The organism is Streptomyces sp. MJM8645, assembly GCF_001625365.1.
Lineage (GTDB): Bacteria > Actinomycetota > Actinomycetes > Streptomycetales > Streptomycetaceae > Kitasatospora.
Map to the genome: position 1 here is coordinate 6,228,986 of NZ_LJJF01000001.1, position 18,424 is coordinate 6,247,409.

Here is an 18,424-nt window from a genome sequence, read left to right on the forward strand (position 1 = left end):
GGAGACCGCCTTGGCCACCCCGTACACCCCTCATGCCGTTGAGGCCGCTCAGGCCCCGCACACCGCCGCCGGCGCGGCCGCCGACACCGCCTTCCGCAGCGCCCTCGACGTGGTCGCCGGCGTGGAGCCGCGGATCGCCGCCGCCATCGGCCAGGAGCTGGAGGACCAGCGCGCCTCGCTCAAGCTGATCGCCAGCGAGAACTACGCCTCCCCGGCCGTCCTGCTCGCCATGGGCAACTGGCTCAGCGACAAGTACGCCGAGGGCACCGCGGGCCGGCGCTTCTACGCGGGCTGCCGCAACGTCGACACCGTCGAGACCATCGCCGCCGAGCACGCCCGCGCCCTGTTCGGCGCCGACCACGCCTACGTCCAGCCGCACTCCGGCATCGACGCCAACCTCACCGCCTTCTGGGCCGTCCTCTCCCAGCGGGTGGAGAGCCCGGCGCTGGAGCGGGCCAAGGTCCGGGGCGTCAACGACCTCACCGAGCAGGACTGGGCGCAGCTGCGCCAGTCGCTCGGCAACCAGCGGATGCTCGGCATGTCCCTGGACGCCGGGGGCCACCTCACCCACGGCTTCCGACCCAACATCTCGGGCAAGATGTTCGACCAGCGCAGCTACGGCACCGACCCGGCCACCGGCCTGATCGACTACGACGCGCTGCGCGAGACCGCCCGGGAGTTCCGCCCGCTGATCCTGGTCGCCGGCTACTCCGCCTACCCTCGACTGGTCGACTTCCGGCGGATGCGCGAGATCGCGGACGAGGTCGGCGCGACCCTCATGGTCGACATGGCGCACTTCGCCGGCCTCGTCGCGGGCAAGGTGCTGACCGGCGACCACGACCCCGTCCAGCACGCCCAGATCGTCACCACGACCACCCACAAGTCGCTGCGCGGCCCGCGCGGCGGCATGGTGCTGTGCGACACCGAACTGGCCGAACACGTCGACCGCGGCTGCCCGTTGGTGCTCGGCGGACCGCTCTCGCACGTCATGGCCGCCAAGGCGGTCGCCTTCGCCGAGGCCCGCCGACCCGAGTTCCAGACCTACGCCCACGCCGTCGTGGACAACGCCCGGGCGCTCGCCGAGGGCCTGCTGCGCCGCGGCGGCCGGCTGGTCACCGGCGGCACCGACAACCACCTCGTCCTCGCCGACGTCTCCGGCTACGGCCTGACGGGCCGTCAGGCGGAGGCTGCGCTGCTGGACTCGGGCGTCGTCACCAACCGCAACTCCGTCCCGCAGGACCCGAACGGCGCCTGGTACACCTCGGGCGTGCGCCTCGGCACCCCGGCCCTCACCACCCGCGGCCTCGGCACCGCCGAGATGGACGAGATCGCCGCCCTGATCGACACCGTCCTGCGCGCCACCACCCCGACCACCACCGCGGGCGGCGCCCCCTCCAAGGCCCAGTACCGCCTCGACGACGCCGTGCGCGACGGCGTCGCCAAGCGCGCCACCGACCTCCTCGCCCCCTTCCCCCTCTACCCGGGCGTCGACCTCACCTGACCGGCCGCACCTGACCGGCCCCGTCCAACCGCCCTCGATGCCCGAACCCCCGGGCCCGCCGCCCCACTTGCGGCGGGCCCGGAGCCGGCGCCGAGGCCGGCACCCCGCTCGGTACCGAGGTCAGTACTGCAGCGACTTGTACTGGAGGAACTCCTCCAGCCCGTGGCGGCCCAGTTCGCGGCCGAGGCCGGAGCTCTTGTAGCCGCCGAACGGGGCGAGCGGGTTGAAGCGGCCGCCGTTGAGGTCGACCTGGCCGGTGTCGAGGCGGCGGGCGAAGGCGGCGGCGGTGTCGGTGTCCGCGGCCCAGACGCCGCCGGCCAGGCCGTACTCGGTGTCGTTGGCGAGTTCGGCGGCGTGGTCCTCGTCCCGGTAGGGGAGGACCACCAGGACGGGTCCGAACACCTCCTCCCGGGCGATCGCCATGTCCCCCGTGACGTCGGCGAGCACGGTCGGGTGGACGTAGAAGCCGGTGGGCAGGCCCGGGACGGGCTCCGCGCCGCCGACGACCAGCCGGGCGCCCGCGGCGAGCGCGCCCTCGACGTAACCGCGCACCCGGGCCAGCTGCTTGGCGTTGACCAGCGGGCCGATCCGGGTCTGCGGGTCGGTCGGATCGCCCGGGGCGTACTTGGCGGCGGCCTTCGCGGCCGTCGCGACGGCCTCCTCGTACTGGTCCTGGTGCACCAGCAGGCGGGTCCACGCGCTGCACGTCTGGCCCGAGTTGGCGAACACGTTGGCGATGTTGACGTTGACCGCCCGGGTCAGGTCCGCGCCCGGCAGCACCACGTTGGCGGACTTGCCGCCGAGTTCCAGGGCGACCCGCTTCAGACCCCGGCCGGCCGTCTCGGCGACCTGCCGGCCGACGGCGGTGGATCCGGTGAACGAGACCACGTCCACGCCCGGATGGGCGGCGAGTGCCGCACCCGCCACCGCGCCCGTGCCGGTCACCAGGTTGAACGCGCCTGCGGGGAAGCCCGCCTCGTGCACCAGCCGGGCGAACAGCCGGGCCACCAGCGGGGTGTCCTCGGCGGGCTTGAGGACCACCGGGCAGCCGGCCGCCAGGGCCGGGACGACCTTGGCGACGATCTGGTGCAGCGGGTAGTTCCACGGCGTGATCGCCGCGACCACCCCGGCGGGCTCGGCGAGCACCACCGAGTTGCCGATCCGTTCCTCGAAGGGGTGCTCGGCGAGCAGTGTCAGGTAGGAGGTCGCCACGGTCAGTGGCGCTCCGGCGTGCACGGCGGCGGCGAAGCCGACCGGGGCGCCGAGTTCGGCGACCACGGTGGCGGTGATCTCCTCCTGCGCGGCGGCGATTTTGTCCCGCAGCCGGGTCAGCAGGGCGAGCCGGTCCGCGCGGGCGGTCGTCGCCCAGCCGCGGGCCGCCCGGCGGGCCGCGGCGACCGCGGCGTCGACGTCGGCCGGCCCGCCGGCCGGCACGGTGGCGAGCACCTGCTCGGTCGCCGGGTTCAGCACCTCGATCGACCCGGCGTCGTCCAGGGAGGGCCGCCAGGCGCCGTCGATGTACTGGTCGCCGTACTCCGCGTGCTGCTGCACCGAGTGTCCTCTCATCCGGTCGGCCGATTGACCAACAGCGCTAGTCAAAGGGCCAGTCAAGGCGGCCCGGTCGGCCGCGCGCAAGAGCCAATCCGGTCCGGTGGGCCGGCGGGTTACCCCGGGGCGAACCGTGCGGTGTACTCGTCGAACGGCTCGGTCCCCGCGCCCGCGCCCCGCTCGTCCGACCGCTCAAGGGCCTCGCGCGGCCACGGCACCGGGCGGCCGCCCGTCACCGGCCCCGTCACCGCCTCTGCCACCGCCGTCAGCTCCACCGCCCGCCGCCGGACGTCCAGTTGACGATCCGCGCGCGGCGCGGCCGGCCGCGCCGCACGGGCGGCCGCCGGTCCCACGGCCCGCTCGGCCGGCCGGCCGTGGTCCACCGTCGCGGGACACCGGACGAACCGTCCCGAAGGCTCCGCGTTCACCCTCCGACAGCGAAACGACGGTCCGAGAAAATCATTGCGCGAAAAGCTCCTCACGCCTGCGGGCACCGCTGTAGATTGCAGCGAACTCAGCGGTGAAGCACTACTGTTGCCAGTGGTTCGTAGTGGTGCACATGGTCCGGGACCAGCGCGTCCCACGGTCGGGCGGGGGTTTCCACCGGGCTGAGGTCTGGCTTAAATCCGCAGGTCATCCGTACCGCATAAGGAGCATCCCGTGACCGATGCCGCGTTGAAGGACGAGTCGCAGCGGCCTGCCGAACCAGCCGTGCTGGAGGACGTTCCGGGCTGGTTCTGGGACCATGACCGGCACTCGTTCGACTGGTTCATGGGGCGGCAGGAGAAGACCGGGGTCACCGGCGACCTGCTGGAGATGGGCGCGTACCTGGGCCGCAGCGCGATCGTGATCGGCGAGCACCTCCAGCCCGGCGAGTCCTTCACCGTCTGTGACCTCTTCGACTCGGACGCGCCGGACGACGAGAACGCGGCCGAGATGGACACCTCCTACCGGAAGTCGCTGACCCGCTCGGCCTTCGAGGTCAACTACCTCGCCTTCCACGAGGAACTGCCGGAGATAATCCAGGCCCCGACCTCCGCCCTGGCCGGCGGGCGGATCGCGGCGGGCACGTTCCGCTTCATCCACATCGACGCCTCGCACCTGTACGAGCACGTCGTGGGCGACCTCCAGGTGGCCCGGGTCGCGCTCCAGGACCAGGGTGTCGTCGTCCTGGACGACTACCGCTCGCAGCACACCCCGGGCGTGGCCGCCGCGACCTGGGGCGCGGTCTTCAACCACGGGCTCAAGCCGATCATGTTGACCGAGTGCAAGTTCTACGGCACCTGGGGGGATCCGGAGCCGTTCCAGCGCGACCTGCTCGACCGGGTGGACCTCGCCGCAGGCTGTTACCTCAGCTCCGAGACCTTGAACGGGCAGCAGGTGCTCCGGATGACCGGCGACTCGGACGGGATCGGCGCGTTCCGCCCCTCCCGCCACCACCGGCGGCTGGCCGCCGAGGCGGCCCGGGACGAGGCCTCGCAGTCCCGCCGGGCGGTCCAGGAGGAGGCCGCCCGCGACCTCGCCGCCCGCCGGGCCCGCGCCGCCGAACTGCGCCGCCCGGCCAATGTCGCCAAGCGCGCCGCCCGCGACCTGCTGCCCCCGGTCGTCACCTCCGTCATCCGCCGCGCCCGCCGCGGCTGACGGCCGCCCCCGACGGCCGACGGGTCCGACTGTCACCCGGCACCCGGCCCCGCCCTGTCCCGCCCCGCCAACGCCGAAGGGCCGGTCGACGAACTCGACCGGCCCTTCGGCGTTGTGCGCTCCCTCAGGCCCGCGAGGCCTCCCGCGGCTCCTGGCCGGAGCCCGCAGAACCGTCGGAGCCCTCGGCGGCCGCGGCCTCCTCGGCCAGCTCGCGCCGGACGGCGGCCAGGGACGGGTTGGCCCAGGCGCTGGCGACGCCCCAGTAGTAGAAGGCCAGCGCGATGGCCGCGACGACCAGCAGGTCCCAGCCCTCGGGCAGGTAGCCCTGGCCGCCGAAGTCGGTGCTGCCGGCCCAGGAGACGCCGGCCATCACGAACAGGTACGCGACCATCCAGGCGCCCGCCTTCAGGTGCGGCTTCAGCTCGGCCCACGGCTTGCGCAGCTCGTACCAGGCCCAGATCGGCAGACCGGCGGCCATCAGCAGGATGACCTTGCCGGTGAGCGGCCAGCGGGCCCAGTACAGGACCAGCGAGCCGAACACCATCGCCACGGGCGCGATGATCGGCATGGCCCGCAGCCGGACCGGCCGGGGCAGGTCCGGCGCGAGGCGGCGCAGGGCCATCACGGCGACCGGGCCGGTGACGTACGAGATCACGGTGGCGACCGAGACGATCTCGGCCAGCGAGCCCCAGCCGCGGAAGACCGCGAGGAACAGGAAGGCGACCACCAGGTTGAGCACCAGGGCCGGGCGCGGGATGCCGGTCTTGGCGTCGACCTTGCCGAAGATCTTCGGCAGGTGGCCGTTCTCCTGCACGCCGTGGATCATGCGCGAGGTGGTGGCGGCGTAGATCATGCCGGTGCCGCTGGGGGAGACGAAGGCGTCCGCGTACAGCAGCAGGGCGAGCCAGTTGAGGCCCCAGACCATCGCGAGGTCGGCGAGCGGCGAGGTGTAGGCGAGGCTGCTCCAGCCGTGCGACAGGTCGGCGGCCGGGATGGCACCGATGAAGGCGATCTGCAGCGCGACGTAGATCACCAGGGCGATCAGGATCGAGCCGATGACGGCCTTGGGCAGCGACTTGCCGGGGTTGCGGGCCTCGCCGGCCAGGTTGAGCGGGGACTGGAAGCCGTTGAAGGCCCAGACGATGCCGGACACCGCGACGGCGGTGAACACGGCGCTCCAGCCGTTCGGCGCGAAGCCGCCGTGGTCGGTGAAGTGGGCGGTGTCGAAGTGGGCGAACAGCAGCGCGCCGGCGGTCAGGGTCGGGACGATGACCTTGAAGACGGTGATCGCCGTGTTGGTCTTGGCGAACATCGTGATGGCGAACCAGTTGAGGATGAAGTAGCCGACCAGCAGCACGCTGGCCAGTGCCACCCCGCTCAGGGTGAGTTCCTTGCCGTTGTACAGCCCCTGTGCCCAGCCGAAGTGCCAGGAGCTCATGTACTGGACGGAGGCGGTGGCCTCGCCGGGGATGACCGAGACGATGGCGATCCAGTTGGCCCAGGCGGCGAGGTAGCCGGCCAGCGAGCCGTGCGAGTACTGGCCGTACCGGACCATGCCGCCGGCCTTGGGGAACATCGACCCGAGCTCGCTGTAGGTGAGCGCGATGGTCAGTGCCACGGCGGCCCCGATCACCCAGGCCAGGATCGACGCGGGGCCGGCCAGCCGGGCGGCGCGCTCGGCGCCGAACAGCCACCCGGATCCGATGATCGATCCGAGCCCCACGGCGGTGAGGCTGATGGTGCCGAGCGATCGCCGGTAGTTCTGATGTGATGCCGTCGGAGACTCTGGCTCACTCAACGTATCGGTCCTCTCGCTCGGGGTTTCATCGGGTGGTGTCGTGGTTTTTACGCTGGTTTCCGGACAAACGGAGACAGCCTATGGGGCCAAAACGGGCGAATACCTCAAGGGAAGCTCAAACTGTCCGATCGTTGCCATCTCGTGTCCGCTTTCCGGGTCACGACAGCCGCAGAAGTCGCCTGGGTCACAGCGGTTGCGGGGGTCGCGAGCGCCGCAGCGGCCACCCGGTCCGCACGGAGAACCCGAGAGGACCTGCGAGAACTCGAGAGAACCCGAGAGAACCCGTGGATGGCGACGGCGCGCCGGGAAAAAGAAATTCCCCGCGGGTTCCTTTCGGATCCCACGGGGAATTCGGTTGTGTCCGAGGGGGGACTTGAACCCCCACGCCCGATAAAGGGCACTAGCACCTCAAGCTAGCGCGTCTGCCATTCCGCCACCCGGACAGGGTGTGTGCTTCGGGGTTTTTCTCGCCCCCTCGGCGACAGAGAGAACATTACCAGGGTTCTGGAGTGCTTCTCACCTGCGTTTCCCCGGGTGGGGGGATGTCCGGGTCGGTCGGGGTGGTCGGGCTGGCTGGGATGGGTCGCCACGGTGCGCGAACCCCGGCCGAAGCGGTGGCGAGCGCGAAGGAAACGGTCGACCCCGGCGGCGGCCGCGGTCCGTTCCGGCCGGAAGCGGTCCGACACGGGCAAGTTGTCGACGGTGCCACGGTCCCGGCGGTGCCTCTCCTAGCCTCTGTGGATCGAGGGCGCCATGAGCGGAACGCCTGATTCCCGGGTCGCGGACACTCCCGGGTCGCGGACGAAGGGCGGCTGGACGTGGAGCAGATCAGCGGGGCGGCGAAGGCCGAGCCGAGACGCGCCGGAGCGGAGCGCGCACCCGCCGAGCCAAGACGCACCGGGCCGGAACGCACCGGGCCGGAACGCGCACCCGCCGGACCGGTCGAGGGCGTGTGGCGCTTCCCGGTGCCGGCCGAGGAGGCCTCGGTGCCGCTGACCCGGCACGCGGTCCGTGACCGCCTGCTGGCCCAGGGGATGGCCGGGGTGCGCTACCAGGAGCTGGTGGACGACGTGCTGCTGATCGTCTCGGAGCTGGTGAGCAACGCGGTGACGCACGCGGCGAAGCTGTCGCCGGAGGTGACGACCGAGCTGGCGGTCCGCCGGGGCTGGGTCCGGGTGTCGGTCGAGGACGGTGACCCGTACCGGCCGAAGGCGCTGGAGAGCGACACCGGGCGGACCGGTGGCCGCGGCCTGCTGCTGGTGAAGAGCGTGACGTTGCAGGCCGGCGGGGTGTGCGACGTGGAGCGGACGGGGGAGGGCGGCAAGGTCATCTGGGCCTCGCTGCCCGTCCCCCCGGAGACCGACGACTGAGCGCCGCGGGCCCGCAGACCGGTCCCGCCCGCCTACCAGTCCCGCCCGGCGATCTCCCGGATCCCCGGCAGCGCCGCCTCGAAGACCGTCTCGAACCACACCGAGAACGGCCGCTCGGCGCGCAGCTCCCGCAGTTCCTGCGCGGTCACGAAGGCGTAGTCGTCCACCTCGTCGGGGTTGGGCTCGACGGGCGCGGTCACCAGCCCGACGAACAGGTGGTTCCACTCCCGCTCGATCAGCCCGGTGGCCTCGTCCGGCAGGTCGTAACGGACCGTACCCGCCTCGCAGAGCAGCGCCGGCGCGATGCCGAGCTCCTCGGCGGTGCGGCGGGCGGCGGCGACGAACGGCGGCTCGTCCGGGTACGGGTGGCCGCAGCAGGTGTTCGACCAGACGCCGGGGGAGTGGTACTTGCCGAGTGCCCGCCGCTGGAGCAGCAGCCGCCCCTGGCGGTCGAAGAGGAAGACCGAGAACGCGCGGTGCAGCCGGCCGGGCTGCTGGTGTGCCCAGTGCTTCTCGGCGGTGCCGGTGGTGACGCCCTCGTCGTCGACCAGTTCCAGCAGGATCTCGGGACCGGCGCCGGCGGTCCCGGTCGAGGCCCCCGGGGCGACCGTCACGTCCGTCTCGACGTCGAGACCGGTGTCGATCTCGGAGTCGAAGTGTGTCGGGTTGGTCGGCAGGCTCTGGGGCATGGGGCCTCTTTCGGGAGGGGGGAGCAACGGAAGCATCGGGGTACGTCCGGTACACCGGGTGCAGCGGACGCAGCGGGGGCACCGGCGCCGGCGTCGGGCTCCAGTCTGCCGTATGGGTGGCGGTGGGGACGGGTCCCACGCACAACCGGGCGGATCATGACCGTCCGCAGGTCGATTCCGGGCACAGATGGGTCCAAGTCGCTCCCGGAAGGGTCATCGGAATAGCAGAATTGTTCGGCATTCGTTCGAGTCGCGTTCGATCACCGCTTCGCCCCCGCGTTCGATCACCGCTTCGCCACCCTCCCGTCACCTCGCGGCCCCCGGCCGCGTTCGGGTCGGCCGCCCGGGTCGCCTACCATCGCTTACGGCACGGTGCCCGCACTCGCGGCGGCACCGGCGCGCCGATTCGCGGCCCGGCCGGACGGAAAGCCGGTGCCCCGGCACCCCGCGCGCACCGCCCCGCGCACCGCACGACGGATCAGGAGACCCCGCATGATCGGCCTCGTTCTGGCAGCCGGCGCCGGCCGCCGGCTGCGCCCGTACACCGACACCCTGCCCAAGGCGCTGGTGCCGGTCGACGGGGAGCGGACCGTGCTGGACCTCACCCTCGGCAACTTCGCCGAGGTCGGCATCCGTGAGGCCGCGATCGTCGTCGGCTACCGCAAGGAAGCGGTGTACGACCGCAAGGACGCCCTGGAGAGCAAGTACGGCGTCAAGCTCCACCTGGTCGAGAACGACAAGGCCGAGGAGTGGAACAACGCGTACTCGCTCTGGTGCGCCCGCGAGCTCTTCGCCGAGGGCCTGCTGCTGGCCAACGGCGACACCGTGCACCCGTCGTCCGTGCAGCGCACCATGCTGGAGGGCAACCAGCGCCTCGTCGAGGCCGGCACCGCCCCCGGCATCCTGCTGGCCCTCGACACGGTGAAGAAGCTCGCCGACGAGGAGATGAAGGTCGTCGTCGACCCGGCCGCCGGCATGCGCCGCATCACCAAGCTGATGGACCCCACCGAGGCCACCGGCGAGTACATCGGCGTCACCGTGATCAACCCCGCCGCCGCCGCCGACCTGACCGACGCGCTGCGCGCCACCTACGAGCGTGACCCGCAGCTGTACTACGAGGACGGCTACCAGGAGATGGTCGACCGCGGCCTGCGGATCGACGTGCAGCCGATCGGCGAGGTCTCCTGGGTCGAGGTCGACAACCACGACGACCTGGCGAAGGCGCGGGAGATCGCGTGCCAGTACTGACCCGGCTGGTTCCGTCGCCGCTGTTCGTCGAGGTCCGCCCGGGCGCGCTGGACGCGCTCGGCGGCATCCTCGCCGACCAGCGGCTGTCCGCCTCGGGCCGGATCGCGGTGGCGATCAGCAACGGCTCTGGCGCGGCGATGCGCCGGCGCCTGGAGCCGGCCCTGCCCGGCGCCGACTGGTACAACGTCGACGACGGCAGCCTGGACAGCGCGGTGCGCCTGGCCGAGTCGGTGCGCGGCGGGCACTACGACGCGATGGTCGGCCTCGGCGGTGGCAAGATCATCGACGCCGCCAAGTACGCCGCCGCCCGGGTCGGCCTGCCGCTGGTCGCGGTCGCCACCAACCTGGCCCACGACGGCATCTGTTCGCCGGTCTCCACGCTCGACAACGACGCCGGCCGCGGCTCCTACGGGGTGCCCAGCCCGATCGGCATCATCGTCGACCTGGACGTGATCCGGCAGGCCCCGCCGCGCTTCGTGGCAGCCGGCATCGGCGACGTGGTCTCCAACATCTCCGCCTGCGCGGACTGGGAGTTGTCGCACGCGGTCACCGGCGAGCCGGTGGACGGACTGGCCGTGGCGATGGCCCGCTCGGCCGGCGAGAACCTGCTGCGGCACCCAGGTAACACTCAGGATCAGGACCTCCTCACGGCCCTCGCGGAAGCCCTGGTACTGTCCGGCATCGCGATGAACATCGCGGGCAGCACCCGGCCTTCCTCGGGTGCCTGCCACGAGATCTCGCATGCTCTGGACGTGCTGTACCCCAAGCGTTCCGCCCAGCACGGCGAACAGGTCGGCCTCGGCGCCGCGTTCGCCAGCTTCCTGCGGGGCGAGCGCGAGCTGACCGGTCTGATCGTGGAGCGCCTGGCGAGCCATGGACTGCCGGTGACCGCAGCTCAGATCGGTTTCACCGAGGCGGAGTTCACCGACGCGGTGCACTACGCTCCGAACACCCGCCCGGGGCGCTTCACCATCCTTGAGCACCTCGACCTCTCCCCCTCAGCAATCAGGGACGCGTACGCCGACTATGTCCAAGCCGTCAACAGCTGACCCCTCCACCACGGGCGCCGAGCGGCCCCCGGTGGACCTGACCCGCCGGCCCTCGATCGAGGAACTGCGCGCGGTGATCCACCCGGAGGGCATGCTCCAGCGCCGCAGCGCCGAGCACTGGGCCGGGCGCCTGTACATGCGGCGGATCTCGCTGCGGATCACCCGCGTGCTCTCCACCGTGACGGCGATCACGCCGAACGGCCTGACATACCTGATGATGTTCACCGGCGTCCTGGCCGGCGTCGCGCTGGTCGTACCGGGCATCGCGGGCGCGGTCCTGGGGGCCCTGCTGATCCAGGTCTACCTGCTGCTGGACTGCGTGGACGGCGAGGTGGCCCGCTGGCGCCGGCAGACCTCGCTCACCGGCGTCTACCTGGACCGGGTCGGCCACTACATGTCCGAGGCGGCCCTGCTCACCGGGCTGGGCCTGCGCGCCACCGACCTGCTGCACCGCGAGGGCGGCGGCTCGCACTGGGAGTGGGCGTTCCTGGGCACGCTGGCCGCGCTCGGCGCGATCCTGATCAAGTCCGAGACGGACCTGGTGGACGTGGCCCGGGCCCGCAGCGGCCTGACGGCGGTCGAGGACAGCGCCGCGGTGCCGCGCTCGTCCTCGGTGGCCAAGGCCCGCCGGGCGGCCTCCTTCCTGAAGTTCCACCGCCTGGTCGGCGCGGTCGAGGCCTCGCTGCTGATCCTCGCGGCCGGGATCGCCGACGCCGTCCACGGCGGGCTGTTCTTCACCCGGATCGCGGTGGTGGCGCTGGCGGCGATCGCCATGCTGCAGACCGTGCTGCACCTGCTGAGCATCGTCCTCTCCAGCAGGCTGCGATGAGCGCCCCGACCAGCGCGGAGAGCTTCCGCCTCGGAGCCGTCATCATCACCATGGGCAACCGCCCCGAGGAACTGGCCGCCCTGATCGACTCGGTGCGCGCCCAGGAGGGCGCGGCGGTCGAGCTGGCCGTGGTGGGCCAGGGCGCCGAGCTGCCGCCGCTGCCGGAGGGCGTGCGCAGCGTCGAGCTGCCGGAGAACCTCGGCATCCCGGGCGGGCGCAACGTCGGCATCGAGCTGTTCGGCCGCGACGGCCGGGACGTGGACGCCGTCCTCTTCCTGGACGACGACGGGCACCTGCCGCGCACCGACTCGGCCCGCCTGCTGCGCGAGGCCTTCACCGCCGACCCGGAGCTGGGCATCGTGGCCTTCCGGATCGCCGACCCCGACACCGGCGTGACCCAGCGTCGGCACGTCCCCCGGCTGCGCGCCAGCGACCCGCTGCGCTCGTCCCGGGTGACCACCTTCCTGGGCGGCGCGACCGCCGTGCGCTGCGCGGTGTTCGAGCAGGCCGGGCAGCTGCCCGCGGAGTTCTTCTACGCCCACGAGGAGACCGACCTCGCGTGGCGCGCGGCGGACGCCGGCTGGGCCATCGACTACCGCGCGGACGTGGTGCTGCACCACCCGACGACCTCGCCCGCGCGGCACGCCACCTACTTCCACAACATTGCCCGTAACAGGGTTTGGCTCGCCAGACGGAACCTTCCGGCCCTGTTGGTGCCTCTCTATCTGGGAACCTGGTTCCTGCTGACCCTGGCCCGCCGCCCCTCCTCGGAGGCGCTGAAGGCCTGGTGGGGCGGGTTCCGGGCGGGCTGGCGCGAACCCTGCGGTCCGCGGCGGCCCATGCGATGGCGTACCGTTTGGCGATTGACCAGGCTGGGCCGGCCACCGGTCATCTGATCGAATGATCGATCGCTGCGGCCGGTGACCACACACCGGCCGGACTCTCCCCGTGATCCAGTGGATCCCCATCGGCGCAAGGCCGGCGGACCCCCGTCGACCGGCCGCCCCGACCGATCCCGCGTGAAGGACGAATGTGTCGACAGTGAGTGAACCCGTCAGCCTCTCATCCCCCAGGGGGGTGGACGCGGGCCTGACCCCCAAGCAGCTTGCGGACAAGTACGGCCTGGCCGTGAGCGGCAGGCGGCCCGGCCTGATTGCCTACACCAAGCAGCTCTGGGCCCGGCGCCACTTCATCTGGGCCTTCGCCACCGCCCGCCTGGTGGCCCAGTACACCGACGCCAAGCTCGGCCAGCTGTGGCAGGTCGTGACGCCGCTGCTGAACTGCGCGGTGTTTTACCTGGTCTTCGGTGTGATTCTGAAGAGCAAGGACAACTTCCCGCCGGACACCTACATCGCCTGGCTCTGCATCGGTGTCTTCGTCTTCCAGTTCACCCAGAACGCGGTGCAGTCCGGCACCCGGGCGATCGCCGACAACCTCGGGCTGATCCGCGCGCTGCACTTCCCCCGGGCCTCGCTGCCGATCGCGTTCACCGTGATCCAGCTCCAGCAGCTGCTGATCTCGATGGTGGTGCTGGTCGGCACCGTGCTGGTCAGCGGCATCAAGCCGGGCCGGACCTGGCTGCTGATCATCCCGGCCCTGGTGCTGCAGATGATGTTCAACACGGGCATCGCCCTGGTCATGGCGCGGCTCGGCTCCAAGACCAGCGACATCTCCCAGCTGATCCCCTTCGTGATGCGGGCCTGGATGTTCCTGTCCGGCGTGATGTTCAGCATCCAGGACAAGATCCAGGAGTGGCCCAAGTACATCCAGACGCTGATGGCCCTCAACCCGGCCTCGGTCTACATGGATCTGCTGCGGCACGCCTTCGCGCCGATCATCTACAACAAGCACCAGCCCCAGCACCAGGAACTCCCGCTCCACCAGTGGACCTACGGCATTGGGTGGGCGGTCGTGATGTTCGTGATCGGATACGTCTTCTTCTGGAAGGCCGAGGAGGAGTACGGCCGTGGCTGACGTCGAACTGAGCAAGCTGGACACCGTCCGGGACGCGGACGTCGCCCGCGAGCCCACCGTCGTCGTCGACGACGTGCACATCGTCTACCGGGTGCACGGCGCCGGCTCCGGCAAGGGCAGCGCCACCTCGGCGATGAGCCGCATCATCAGCCGCAAGCGCTCCGCGGGCGTGCGCGAGGTGCACGCCGTGCGCGGCGTCAGCTTCACCGCCTACAAGGGCGAGGCGATCGGCCTGATCGGCTCCAACGGCTCCGGCAAGTCGACCATGCTGGCCGCCATCGCGGGCCTGCTGCCGACCGAGAAGGGCGGCATCTACACCAACGGCCAGCCCTCGCTGCTGGGCGTGAACGCGGCGCTGATGAACGAGCTCACCGGTGAGCGCAACGTCATCCTCGGCTGCCTGGCGATGGGCATGGCGCCGGCCGACGTGCGCAGCCGCTACGAGGACATCGTCGAGTTCTCCGGCATCAACGAGAAGGGCGACTTCATCTCGCTGCCGATGCGCACGTACTCCTCCGGCATGGGCGCCCGCCTGCGCTTCGCCATCGCCGCCGCGAAGACCCACGACGTGCTGCTGATCGACGAGGCGCTGGCCACCGGCGACCAGGCGTTCCAGCAGCGCAGCAAGAAGCGGATCGACGAACTGCGCAAGTCCGCCGGTACGGTCTTCCTGGTCAGCCACGACAACAGCTCGATCCGCGAGGTCTGCGAGCGGACGATCTGGATCGAGGCCGGCGAGCTGATCATGGACGGCCCGACCGAAGAGGTCGTCGGCCGCTACGAGCGCGGCGAACGCCCGTAATAACAGGCCGTCCAGGGGGCCGGTTCCGGGGATTTCCGGGGCCGGCCCCCTGTTCGTGCGCCCCCGTCGGTGCCCCGGGTGGCCCGCCGCCGCGGGGGTGAGCGCCCCCGTGCGCCGGGCGGGGCGCTCTTCTCCGGCGCGCCCCGTGGTGTCAGGCTGTATGCGCGGGGGCGGTGTGCCGGAGGTGGCGCCCCCGCTCGGACGCGTGTCCGAGTCGGGCCGGTGATGCCCAGCGGTGTAGAACGGGGGAGTGACAGCAGTGTCGGCTTCGGCCCAGCCCAGAGATACGTCGGTGAACCGCTCCGCGGGGGAGACCCTGGACAAGGCGGGCGCGGAGAACTTCCCGGTCGCCCCGTTCTTCCTGCCCGCGGCCTGGCGCGACGACCTGATGGCCGTCTACGGCTACGCCCGGCTGGTCGACGACGCCGGCGACGGCGACCTGGCCGATCCGGCCGCCACCGCCGCCCTGCTCGGGGTCGAGGCCACGCCTCCCGCCACTCCTTCGGCCCAGTCCGGCCCGCCGAGTCCGCAGGAGGTCGCCTTCCGCCTCGCACTGCTGGACGGACTGGAGCGCGATCTCGACCGGGTCTTCGAGGCGGCGCTCCACCCGGGAGCCTCCGAGGGCCCCCGCCACCCGCTGCTGCGCAGCCTCGTGCCGCTGGTCGACCGGCACGGGCTCACCCCGGAGCCGTTCCGCCGCCTGATCGAGGCCAACCGGGTGGACCAGACCACCACCCGCTACGCCGGCCACGACGACCTGATCGGCTACTGCACCCTCTCCGCCGACCCGGTCGGCCGCCTGGTGCTGGCCATCGCCGGCGTCGCCACCCCCGAGCGGATCGAGCTGTCCGACGCGATCTGCAGCGCCCTCCAGGTGGTCGAACACCTTCAGGACGTCGCCGAGGACCTCGCCCACGGACGGATCTACCTCCCCGCCGAGGACCTCGCCCGGTTCGGCGTCACCGAGGCGGACCTCGCCGCCCCCACCGCCAGCGGCCCGGTGCGCGAGCTGATCGCCTTCGAGGTGCAGCGGGCCCGCACCCTGCTCGACCGCGGCGCGCCATTGGTAGGTACGGTTCGGGGGAGGCTTCGACTGCTCCTGGCGGGATTCACCGCCGGCGGGTACGCGGCCCTGGCGGCCATCGAGGACGCCGGGTACGACGTGCTCGCGCAGCAGGCGAAGCCGAACAAGCGCCGCCTCGCAGCGAAGGCGGCGGCAATCTTCGCGAAGGGAAGGTGAACGCCCGAGTGGCGGCATCACCACTGGCGTCGGCCCAGGTCATGGCGGCGTACCGGTACTGCGAGGCAGTCACCGGACTTCAGGCACGCAACTTCAGCTACGGCATCCGGTTGCTGCCCGAACCCAAGCGGCTGGCCATGTCGGCCCTCTACGCCCTGGCCCGCCGGGTCGACGACATCGGCGACGGGGACCTTCCGTCCGACCGCAAGGCCGAGGCGCTGGTGCGCACCCGGGAACTGGTGGACGAGGTCCGCGCCGGGGTGGTCGCTGAGGACGACACCGACCCGATCAAGGTCGCCCTGGCCGACGCGGCCCGGCGCTTCCCGATCCCGCTCGGCGGCTTCGACGAACTGATCGACGGCGTCGAGATGGACCTCAAGGGCGCCGAGTACCAGACCTACGAGGAACTGAAGGTCTACTGCCGCTGCGTGGCCGGCTCGGTCGGCCGGCTCTCGCTCGGCGTGTACGGCTGCGACGACCCCGAGCGCGGCGCGGGCTACGCGGACACCCTGGGCCTGGCCCTGCAGCTCACCAACATCCTGCGCGACCTGCGCGAGGACGCCCTGAACGGCCGTACCTACCTGCCCGCCGAGGACCTGGCCCGGTTCGGCTGCGAGCAGGGCTTCGCGCTGCCCAGGCCGCCGGTCGGCGCCGACTTCACCGGCCTGGTGGCCTTCGAGGCCGCCCGCGCCCAGGCCGCCTTCGAGGAGGGCCTGCGGCTGCTGCCGATGCTCGACCGCCGCAGCCGGGCCTGCACCGCCGCGATGGCGGGGATCTACCACCGGCTGCTCGGCCGGATCGCCGCCGACCCCGAGTCCGTCCTGCGCGGCCGGGTCTCGCTGCCGGGCTGGGAGAAGGCGTACGTCGCGCTTTCCGGGCTCGCCGGGGGGCGTTCTTGATTCTCACCGCAGTTCTGTCACGCTGTGTCAGCGGGGAATCACAAGCGGGCAGAGCAGTGTTGACCAGGACCGGGCCGGTCACGAGCGTGCCGGCCGGAGCGACCGCCGCAGGGCGGTCCAGCAATCGCGAGGGGGAGGGTCGATGACCGGGCGAGCCGATGCCGCGCGCCCGGCCGCCGTGGTGGTCGGCGGCGGCCTGGCCGGGATCACCGCCGCGCTGCGGCTGGCCGAGGCCGACCACCGGGTCACGCTGGTCGAGGGGCGGCCCAGGCTCGGCGGGCTGGCGTTCTCCTTCCAGCGCGGCGAGCTGACCGTCGACAACGGCCAGCACGTCTACCTGCGCTGCTGCACCGCCTACCGCGGCCTGCTGGAGCGGCTCGGCGCCGCCCGGCTGGTCCACGTACAGGACCGGCTGGACGTTCCGGTGCTCTCCGTCGCCGGGCCGGACGCGGCCCCGGTGCGCACCCTCGGGCGGCTGCGCCGGGCCGGCCTGCCCGTTCCGCTGCACCTGGCCGGCAGCCTCGCCCGCTACCCGCACCTCGGGCCGGCCGACCGCGCCCGGGTGGTCCGCGGCGCGCTGGCGCTCCAGGGCCTGGACCTCGCCGACCCGGCACTGGACGAGATCTCCTTCGGCGAGTGGCTGCGCCGCAACGGGCAGAACGCGAACACCCTCGCCGCCCTCTGGGACCTGGTCGGCGTCGCCACCCTGAACGCCCGGGCCGACCAGGTGTCGCTGGCGCTGGCGGCGATGGTCTTCAAGACCGGCCTGCTCTCCGATCCGGGCGCCTCCGACATCGGCATGGCCGCCGTCCCGCTCGGCGTGATCCACCACGACCGGGCGCTCGCCGAGCTGGAACGCGCGGGCGTGAAGGTGCTGCTGCGCGCCCGCGTGACGGAGCTCAAGCCGGCGGTGCCCCAGCACGCCGTCCATCTGGAAGGCGGCGCGGAGCCGCTCGCCGCCGAGACCGTCGTGCTGGCCGGCGCCCAGGACAGCGCGGCCGCCCTGCTGCCCCCGAACGCCCTCCCCGGCCAGGACCGGCTGGCCGACTTCGGTACCGCGCCGATCCTCAACGTGCACGTGGTCTACGACCGCAAGGTGCTGCGCCGGCCGTTCTTCGCCGCCCTCGGCTCCCCGGTGCAGTGGGTCTTCGACCGCACCGCGCACTCCGGCCTGGCCGGCTCCGGGCTCGGCCGGGCCCACCCCGGCGCCCAGTACCTGGCGCTCTCGCAGTCCGCCGTCCAGGACGAGATCGACCTGCCGGTCGCCGAGCTGCGCCGCCGGTACCTGCCGGAGCTGGCCCGGCTGCTCCCGGCCGCCGCCGGGGCCGAGGTGCTGGACTTCTTCGTCACCCGCGAGCGCACCGCCACCTTCGACCCGGCGCCCGGCAGCGCGCTGCTGCGCCCGTCGGCCCGTACCGACGTCCCCGGCCTGCTGCTGGCCGGCGCGTGGACGGCCACCGGCTGGCCCGCGACCATGGAGGGGGCCGTGCGCAGCGGCCACGCCGCGGCCGACGCGGCGCTCGCCGCGGCCGGCAGTCGGCTCCCGGCGGACCGGGGCGACGGGAGGTGGCCCCGGTGACGGCGGGCGCCGCCGGGGACCCCGCCAGAGCCGGCGGGCCTCCCGTCGACCGCACCGGCGGGAACGACACCGGCCGCACCGGCGGCACTGACAGCGGTGACACCGGCACCAGCCGCACCGACCCGAGCCGCATCGACACCGGCCGCACCGACACCGGCCACATCGACACCAGCCGCACCGACAGCGCAAGCACCCGGCCGCCCCGGGCGGTCCGGCACCACGAGGGAGAGGGAACGCACGTGGAGTCACGCACCGGC

The 18,424-nt window shown here is 72.4% G+C and carries 15 protein-coding genes and 1 tRNA gene; 12 read left to right on the plus strand and 4 right to left on the minus strand.

Annotated elements, in window-relative coordinates; genetic code table 11:
- The first annotated feature begins 10 nt into the window (after nt 1-10).
- Nucleotides 11-1,501 carry a glycine hydroxymethyltransferase gene (locus A6F73_RS26530; protein ID WP_063350087.1) on the plus strand — a complete coding sequence of 497 codons (1,491 nt, stop codon included), beginning with the start codon at nt 11-13 and terminating at the stop codon, nt 1,499-1,501.
- Nucleotides 1,502-1,621: 120 nt separating this feature from the next.
- On the opposite strand, the gene A6F73_RS26535 is transcribed toward A6F73_RS26530, so the two are convergent.
- On the minus strand, nt 1,622-3,052 hold the full coding sequence (locus A6F73_RS26535; protein WP_244293505.1) for an aldehyde dehydrogenase family protein: 1,431 nt from the start codon (nt 3,050-3,052) through the stop codon (nt 1,622-1,624).
- 657 nt (nt 3,053-3,709) lie between these two features.
- Here A6F73_RS26535 and A6F73_RS26545 point away from each other — a divergent pair.
- A complete protein-coding gene (locus A6F73_RS26545; protein ID WP_244293506.1) occupies nt 3,710-4,690 on the plus strand; it encodes a class I SAM-dependent methyltransferase in 981 nt (326 codons plus the stop codon).
- 124 nt (nt 4,691-4,814) lie between these two features.
- Here A6F73_RS26545 and A6F73_RS26550 read toward each other — a convergent pair whose 3' ends face one another.
- Together A6F73_RS26550 and A6F73_RS26555 are read right to left on the minus strand one after the other, a co-directional pair.
- The gene (locus A6F73_RS26550) at nt 4,815-6,488 is read right to left on the minus strand and encodes an APC family permease (RefSeq protein ID WP_063350090.1); all 1,674 of its coding nucleotides are present in this window, start codon (nt 6,486-6,488) and stop codon (nt 4,815-4,817) included.
- Between the two features lie 358 nt (nt 6,489-6,846).
- Nucleotides 6,847-6,931, minus strand: a tRNA-Leu gene (locus A6F73_RS26555).
- A gap of 507 nt (nt 6,932-7,438) precedes the next feature.
- Between A6F73_RS26555 and A6F73_RS26560 the strand changes: the two genes are divergently transcribed.
- Nucleotides 7,439-7,858, plus strand: coding sequence for an ATP-binding protein (locus A6F73_RS26560; protein WP_063351556.1), 420 nt, complete (start codon nt 7,439-7,441; stop codon nt 7,856-7,858).
- 32 nt (nt 7,859-7,890) lie between these two features.
- Here A6F73_RS26560 and idi read toward each other — a convergent pair whose 3' ends face one another.
- Nucleotides 7,891-8,547 carry an isopentenyl-diphosphate Delta-isomerase gene (gene idi, locus A6F73_RS26565; protein WP_079136034.1) on the minus strand — a complete coding sequence of 219 codons (657 nt, stop codon included), beginning with the start codon at nt 8,545-8,547 and terminating at the stop codon, nt 7,891-7,893.
- Between the two features lie 492 nt (nt 8,548-9,039).
- On the opposite strand from idi, the gene A6F73_RS26570 reads away from it, so the two are divergent.
- From A6F73_RS26570 to hpnE, 9 genes are all read left to right on the plus strand, one after another.
- Complete coding sequence (locus A6F73_RS26570; RefSeq protein ID WP_063350091.1) at nt 9,040-9,795, plus strand: phosphocholine cytidylyltransferase family protein; 756 nt, start codon at nt 9,040-9,042, stop codon at nt 9,793-9,795.
- A complete protein-coding gene (locus A6F73_RS26575) occupies nt 9,783-10,844 on the plus strand; it encodes an iron-containing alcohol dehydrogenase family protein (protein WP_063350092.1) in 1,062 nt (353 codons plus the stop codon). Before A6F73_RS26570 ends, A6F73_RS26575 begins: the two co-directional genes overlap by 13 nt.
- A gap of 91 nt (nt 10,845-10,935) precedes the next feature.
- Nucleotides 10,936-11,673, plus strand: coding sequence for a CDP-alcohol phosphatidyltransferase family protein (locus A6F73_RS26580; protein WP_063351558.1), 738 nt, complete (start codon nt 10,936-10,938; stop codon nt 11,671-11,673).
- Nucleotides 11,670-12,569 (plus strand): glycosyltransferase, encoded by a 900-nt coding sequence (locus tag A6F73_RS26585; protein WP_063350093.1) that lies wholly within the window; start codon nt 11,670-11,672, stop codon nt 12,567-12,569. Before A6F73_RS26580 ends, A6F73_RS26585 begins: the two co-directional genes overlap by 4 nt.
- Nucleotides 12,570-12,705: 136 nt before the next feature.
- Nucleotides 12,706-13,647, plus strand: coding sequence for an ABC transporter permease (locus A6F73_RS26590; RefSeq protein ID WP_063350094.1), 942 nt, complete (start codon nt 12,706-12,708; stop codon nt 13,645-13,647).
- On the plus strand, nt 13,640-14,449 hold the full coding sequence (locus A6F73_RS26595; RefSeq protein ID WP_063350095.1) for an ABC transporter ATP-binding protein: 810 nt from the start codon (nt 13,640-13,642) through the stop codon (nt 14,447-14,449). The genes A6F73_RS26590 and A6F73_RS26595 overlap by 8 nt, the downstream gene beginning before the upstream one ends.
- Nucleotides 14,450-14,741: 292 nt before the next feature.
- Nucleotides 14,742-15,689, plus strand: a complete 948-nt coding sequence (gene hpnC / locus A6F73_RS26600) for a squalene synthase HpnC (RefSeq protein WP_107452963.1) — start codon at nt 14,742-14,744, stop codon at nt 15,687-15,689.
- A 41-nt stretch (nt 15,690-15,730) separates the two neighbouring features.
- Nucleotides 15,731-16,588, plus strand: a complete 858-nt coding sequence (hpnD, locus tag A6F73_RS26605; RefSeq protein ID WP_063350097.1) for a presqualene diphosphate synthase HpnD — start codon at nt 15,731-15,733, stop codon at nt 16,586-16,588.
- A gap of 142 nt (nt 16,589-16,730) precedes the next feature.
- A complete protein-coding gene (gene hpnE / locus A6F73_RS26610; protein ID WP_063350098.1) occupies nt 16,731-18,167 on the plus strand; it encodes a hydroxysqualene dehydroxylase HpnE in 1,437 nt (478 codons plus the stop codon).
- Nucleotides 18,168-18,424 lie beyond the last annotated feature (257 nt).

Coding starts and splice junctions, on each gene's coding strand:
- idi (WP_079136034.1), bottom strand. CDS start 8,547: ATGCCCCAGAGCCTGCCGACCAACCCGACACACTTCGACTCCGAGATC.
- A6F73_RS26570 (WP_063350091.1), top strand. CDS start 9,040: ATGATCGGCCTCGTTCTGGCAGCCGGCGCCGGCCGCCGGCTGCGCCCG.
- A6F73_RS26580 (WP_063351558.1), top strand. CDS start 10,936: ATGCTCCAGCGCCGCAGCGCCGAGCACTGGGCCGGGCGCCTGTACATG.
- A6F73_RS26585 (WP_063350093.1), top strand. CDS start 11,670: ATGAGCGCCCCGACCAGCGCGGAGAGCTTCCGCCTCGGAGCCGTCATC.
- hpnD (WP_063350097.1), top strand. CDS start 15,731: ATGGCGGCGTACCGGTACTGCGAGGCAGTCACCGGACTTCAGGCACGC.
- hpnE (WP_063350098.1), top strand. CDS start 16,731: ATGACCGGGCGAGCCGATGCCGCGCGCCCGGCCGCCGTGGTGGTCGGC.